The following is a 5,106-nucleotide window of genomic DNA, read 5'->3' as shown; positions in this document are numbered from 1 at the left end:
AACGTGGTCTTGCCCACGCCGAAGCCGCCCGCCACCACGATCTTCGCGGAGGTGGTGGAGCGGGAAGGACCGCCGCTAGAGCTTGCGAAGTCCACTGAGCACCCTTTCGAGCAGTGTCACGTCTGGCTGGCCACCGGCGTTCTCGTCGCCGCCGGGCTGATGGATGGCGACCAGGCCCGCCTCCGCCAAGTCGGCGACGAGGATCCTGGCCACGCCGAGAGGGATCGTGAGGAGGGCCGAGATCTCGGCCACTGACTTGATCTCCCGGCAGAGGTTGCAGATCCGCTGATGCTCGGGCAACTGGCCCTGCATCTGGTGCGGAGCGGCGGTGGTGTGCACCAGCGCCTCGATGGCGAGCTGGTAGCGCGGGCGGGTCCGGCCGCCGGTCATGGCGTACGGACGCACCAGGGGGTTGTTGGCCGCCGCGGCGGGGGCCGGCTCCGGTCGGCGCTGCGGCTGGACCGGCTGGATGCGCGGGGCCGGCGGCTGGTCGTACGGCGACGGGCCGGGGCCCTGCGGGGCGTACGGCTGCCGGTGGGCGGGGGTGGAGGGGAAGTTGTACCGGTTCGCCGAACCGTCGCCCTGACCCTGGGCAGGGCCGTACGACCAGTTGCCCGAAGACGAACCGCCTGGGGGTGTTGCCACTTTCTCCTCCTCCGACTGCGCCGGGCACCCATCCGTGTGGAGCCGCGTCCCGAAACCTTACGGCCCCGGGACGCGAATACGCACCGTACGTTAATTAGTTGAGAAGGCTTCCCTGGAGCTCCGCACGGAGGTCCGGGGTGAGGACCGTGCCCGCGCGGTCCACCAGAAGGGCCATCTCGTACCCGATGAGGCCGATGTCCGCCTCCGGGTGGGCCAGGACCGCGAGCGAGGACCCGTCGGAGATGGACATGATGAAGAGGAATCCCCGCTCCATCTCCACAACCGTCTGATTCACGCTGCCTCCCTCGAAGATCCGGGAGGCGCCTGCCGTCAGAGACGTCAGACCGGAGGCGACGGCCGCGAGCTGGTCGGCGCGGTCGCGGGGAAAGCCTTCGGACATCGCCAGAAGGAGTCCGTCGGCGGAGACCACCACCGTGTGGGACACCCCCGGGGTGTTGTCCACGAAGTTGGTGATCAACCAGTTCAGGTTCTGTGCCGCCTGGCTCATCGGGCTCACACTAACGCTCCTGGTTGTAGGTGCTGTCAGGACCGAAGCCCTGGCCGTTCGTTTCACTGCCTGCGCTGCGTCCGCGCTGGACGCCCCGGCGCAGGTTGCTCAGCCTGCCCCGGACGTCCTCCGGGGCGCGGGAGACCTGTGGGCCTCCCTGGGGGGTGGTCTCGGCGGAACCCTCGACCAGGTTGGCCTTGGGTACCCGCCGCGGCAGACCGGAGGCGGTGACCCCGCCTGCCTTGGGCTTACGGAGCTGGGCGGCCTGCTGCCACCGCTCGTCGTTCGCCGACCGCCAGCCGCTGTCGCCGCTCGCCCCCGGCGCGTTGCCCGGTGCGGGAGCCGGCGCTTCCTGCTGCACGCGCGCCGTGCCGTTGGGGGAGCCGGCGCCGTGGGAACCGCTCGCGGTGGACCCGCGGCGGGGCAGCCCGGCGTCGGTCAGCTCGTGTGCGGCGGGAGATGCCGTTTCCGGACGGTCGAAGCCTACGCCGTTCCGCTCACTCGCGTCAGCGGCCTGCGAGGATTCCGCTTCCGGAGCGTACTGGGCCGGGTAGCCGTTCTGGTAGCCGTCCTGCTGGGGCCAGTCGTCCTGGTAGGACGGCGTCTGGGCAGGCTCCGCATACGCGGACGCGGGCTCCGGGTAGCCGCCATGGCCCAAGTAGCCGTCGGTCTGCGGCTGCTCGCCGTTCGGCGCGTAGTACTGCCCGTCGTACTGCTGCTCGTACGACGCGTGGCTCTGCTCCTCGTACGCGGGCGTCTCGTACGCCTGCCGGTGCTGCTCCTCGTACGGCTGCTGCGGCTGCTCCGGGTACGACGGCGCCTCGTACGTCTGCTCGGGCTGCTCGTCGTACGCCTGCCGCTGTTCGTCGTACGCCTGCTGCTGCTCGGCGGGCTGCTGGCCGTGGTTCTGGGACTCCAGGGCGGCGCGGCGCTCCTCACGCATCAGGGAGCGGCCGACGGGGTCCAGTTCCCGGATGTCGTCGGGGACCTCCGTGTACCGGCTGTCGTCGAAGCCGAGTTCCGCGGCGGTGCGCAGCGGCTGCGACTGACCGAAGTCCTCACCCCGGAACTGCTGCTCCGGAATGATCTGCGAGACGGTGAACTCGTCGCGGTCCAGCGGGGCCTCGCCGCCACCGCCGTGCGTGATCGCGTCCGGCAGCATGACCAGGGAGGTCGTACCGGCCTGCTCGCCGGAGGGGCGCAGCTGGACCCGGATGCCGTGCCGGTCGGACAGCCGGCCGACCACGAACAGGCCCATGCGCTGGGAGATCGCGGCGTCCACGGTCGGCGGGTTGGCCAGCTTGTGGTTGATGTCCGCGAAGTCCTCGGCGGTCAGGCCGATGCCCTTGTCGTGGATCTCGATCATGACGCGGCCGTCGGGGAGACGGGTCGCGGTGACGCGGACCTTGGTCTGCGGGGAGGAGAACGTGGTGGCGTTCTCCAGCAGCTCGGCCAGCAGGTGCACGAGGTCGGTGACCGCGCGGCCGTGGATCTCGGCCTCCGGGACGCCGGACAGCTCGATGCGCTCGTACTGCTCCACCTCGGAGGAGGCGGCGCGCAGCACGTCGATCAGCGGGACCGGCTGGTCCCAGCGGCGGCCGGGCTCCTCGCCGGCGAGGACCAGGAGGTTCTCGCCGTTGCGGCGCATACGGGTGGCCAGGTGGTCCAGCTTGAAGAGGTTCTCCAGCTGGTCCGGGTCGGCCTCGTTGTTCTCCAGGTCGGTGATCAGGGTCAGCTGGCCCTCGATCAGCGACTGGTTGCGGCGCGACAGGTTGGTGAAGATCGCGTTGATGTTGCCCCGCAGCAGCGCCTGCTCGGAGGCGAGCCGGACCGCCTCGCGGTGGACCTGGTCGAAGGCGCGGGCGACCTCGCCGATCTCGTCCTTGGTGGTGATCGGGATCGGCGCCACCCGGGTGTCGACCCGGCCGGGGTCGGTACGGGACAGCTGGTCGACCAGCATCGGCAGCCGCTGCTCGGCGATGCCGAAGGCGGCGTTGCGCAGCTGGCGCATCGCGCGGCTCATCTGGCGGGCCACCAGGCCGGCCAGGATGAACGCGGCCAGCAGCGCGATCACGACGACCGCACCGGTGATGAACGCCGAGGTCTTGGCGTCGTCGGCGATGCTCGACGCCTCGCTCACCGCCTTGTCGGCCATGTCCGACTCGATCTGGCGGTACGCCTTGTACTTCAGCGTGTTGACCGCCCACCAGTTCTCGGCGGTGAGTCCGTTCGCCGCGAGCTGGTCACGGGTGAGCGTGCTGGTGTCCTTCATGCCGGCGACCAGGGTCACCATCTTGACCGGGTCGGACGGCGGGGGGACGTACTTCGGGTTGCTCGCCTTGGCCTTCGCGGCCAGACCGGCGGCGTCCGTCCTGATCTGGGTCTCGGCGTCCGTCAGCTTCTGCGCGTCGGCCTCGGTGCCACCACCGATGTACTCCTCCCGGGCGATGCGCTCCAGATAGGCGTACGAGGCGAGGGAGGTCCGCTGGGTCGTCAGGTTCGGGTCGTCCGGACCGGGCTTGACCAGCAGGTGCGTGCCGATCGACCGCTCCAGCGAGAGCGCCGCCTTGGTCAGCGAGATGGCGTAGACGGTACGGCCGTAGGAGGTGATGTTGCCGGTGCCCAGACCGAGTTCGTTGGCGAACTCCATCAGGGGGTGGCTGATGTCGACGTAGCCCTCTTCGGTCTGCACGCCGATCTTCTTGGAGGTGTACGCGGCCTGCCGCAGCTCGACCAGGTGGGGCTCGACCTCGTGGAAGAGCTTCAGCCGGCGTTCGAGGCCCGCGTCGGACGGCATGCTCTGCGTCGCCTCCTTGAAGGCGGCGGCGGCCTGGTCCGTGGCCTTGCGCGCGTCCGCAACCGTCTGCTTGCTGGCCGCGTCCTTCTTCTTCAGCAGCAGCGGCGCCGCGGTGACGTCACGCTCGCTCTCCAGCGCGTCGGCGTAGGTGAGGGCGGCGCGCACCAGACGGGCGGTGTTCTCGGCGTCGCGGGCTTCCTGCCAGGTGTCGATCGAACTCTTCACCTGGAAGCCGCCCATGACGAGACCGACCGCCACGGGTATGAGCAGGATCGCGTTCAGTCGGGTCGGCACCCGCCAGTTCCGCGGGGAGAGACGGCCGCCGCTGGACGCGGGAGTGGCCGCCGGTTCCGCACCGGGAACGGGGGCGGGCGCCGCAGCGCGCGGCGGCGGGGTGAAGTTGCCCCGCGCCGACGGCTCGGGACCGTTCTTGCTTCGCCTCACTCGACCAACAACCTCTCGGCGGTCGGCACCTACGTCGTGCCGCAGTCTCTCAGAGCCCGGTTCGCCATCGACCACCAGTGCGTACGCGGTACGCCCTCAGTACGTCGTCGACCATTGGGCAGTTCAGGCATTCCAGCACGTGGACCAGCGCGATTCCAAACAGCGGAAACCGGCGGAGCGCGCACTTGTAAGGGCCAGATAAAACGGTCATAAAGAGCGAGCCCCGCCAAAAGGCGGGGCTTTCGTGCGCACAGCGGTACCGCGCGACCGCGTCGCGTGGCGGCACCGGGCGATTCCTCTGCCGAACTGTTATGAACACCGGAGCCGACCGTGTCAAAGGCCACAGTCGGCTCCCGAACCCTTTACGACAACTGCCGTACGGCCCGTCGCACTTGAGTGCTACTTCAGCCGTGCCATCAGGGCGTGCTCCACCAGCGTGATCAGCGCGCTCTTGGCGTCCGCGCGGTGGCGGGCGTCGGTCGTGATGATCGGGGTGTCCGGCCCGATCTGCAGCGCTTCCCGTACCTCGTCGGGCGCGTACGGCTGCTGGCCGTCGAAGCCGTTGAGGGCGATGACGAAGGGCAGGCCGCTGTTCTCGAAGTAGTCGACCGCGGGGAAGCAGTCGGCCAGGCGCCGGGTGTCCACGAGCACCACCGCGCCGATGGCGCCGCGGACCAGGTCGTCCCACATGAACCAGAAGCGGTCCTGGCCC

The 5,106-nt window shown here is 69.8% G+C and carries 4 protein-coding genes and 1 pseudogene; all 5 read right to left on the bottom strand.

What is annotated here, in order from left to right; all coding sequences use genetic code 11:
• Positions 1-95, bottom strand: a pseudogene (locus IEZ20_RS39300) (ATP-binding protein); the annotation flags it as partial.
• Positions 76-645, bottom strand: coding sequence for a DUF742 domain-containing protein (locus tag IEZ20_RS39295; RefSeq protein ID WP_189307927.1), 570 nt, complete (start codon positions 643-645; stop codon positions 76-78). The pseudogene IEZ20_RS39300 and the gene IEZ20_RS39295, both read right to left, overlap by 20 nt.
• A 94-nt stretch (positions 646-739) precedes the next feature.
• Positions 740-1,153, bottom strand: coding sequence for a roadblock/LC7 domain-containing protein (locus tag IEZ20_RS39290; protein WP_004983065.1), 414 nt, complete (start codon positions 1,151-1,153; stop codon positions 740-742).
• 10 nt (positions 1,154-1,163) lie between these two features.
• Positions 1,164-4,394, bottom strand: a complete 3,231-nt coding sequence (locus tag IEZ20_RS39285; protein WP_189307925.1) for a nitrate- and nitrite sensing domain-containing protein — start codon at positions 4,392-4,394, stop codon at positions 1,164-1,166.
• Positions 4,395-4,793: 399 nt separating this feature from the next.
• A partial coding sequence (locus IEZ20_RS39280) for a GTP-binding protein (protein WP_189307924.1) occupies positions 4,794-5,106 on the bottom strand: 313 nt, incomplete at its 5' end.

This window comes from Streptomyces cinerochromogenes (assembly GCF_014648635.1).
Taxonomy (GTDB): Bacteria; Actinomycetota; Actinomycetes; order Streptomycetales; family Streptomycetaceae; genus Streptomyces; species Streptomyces cinerochromogenes.
The sequence above is the reverse complement of the archived record's forward strand: the minus strand, read 5'-3'. Positions and strand labels throughout refer to the sequence as shown.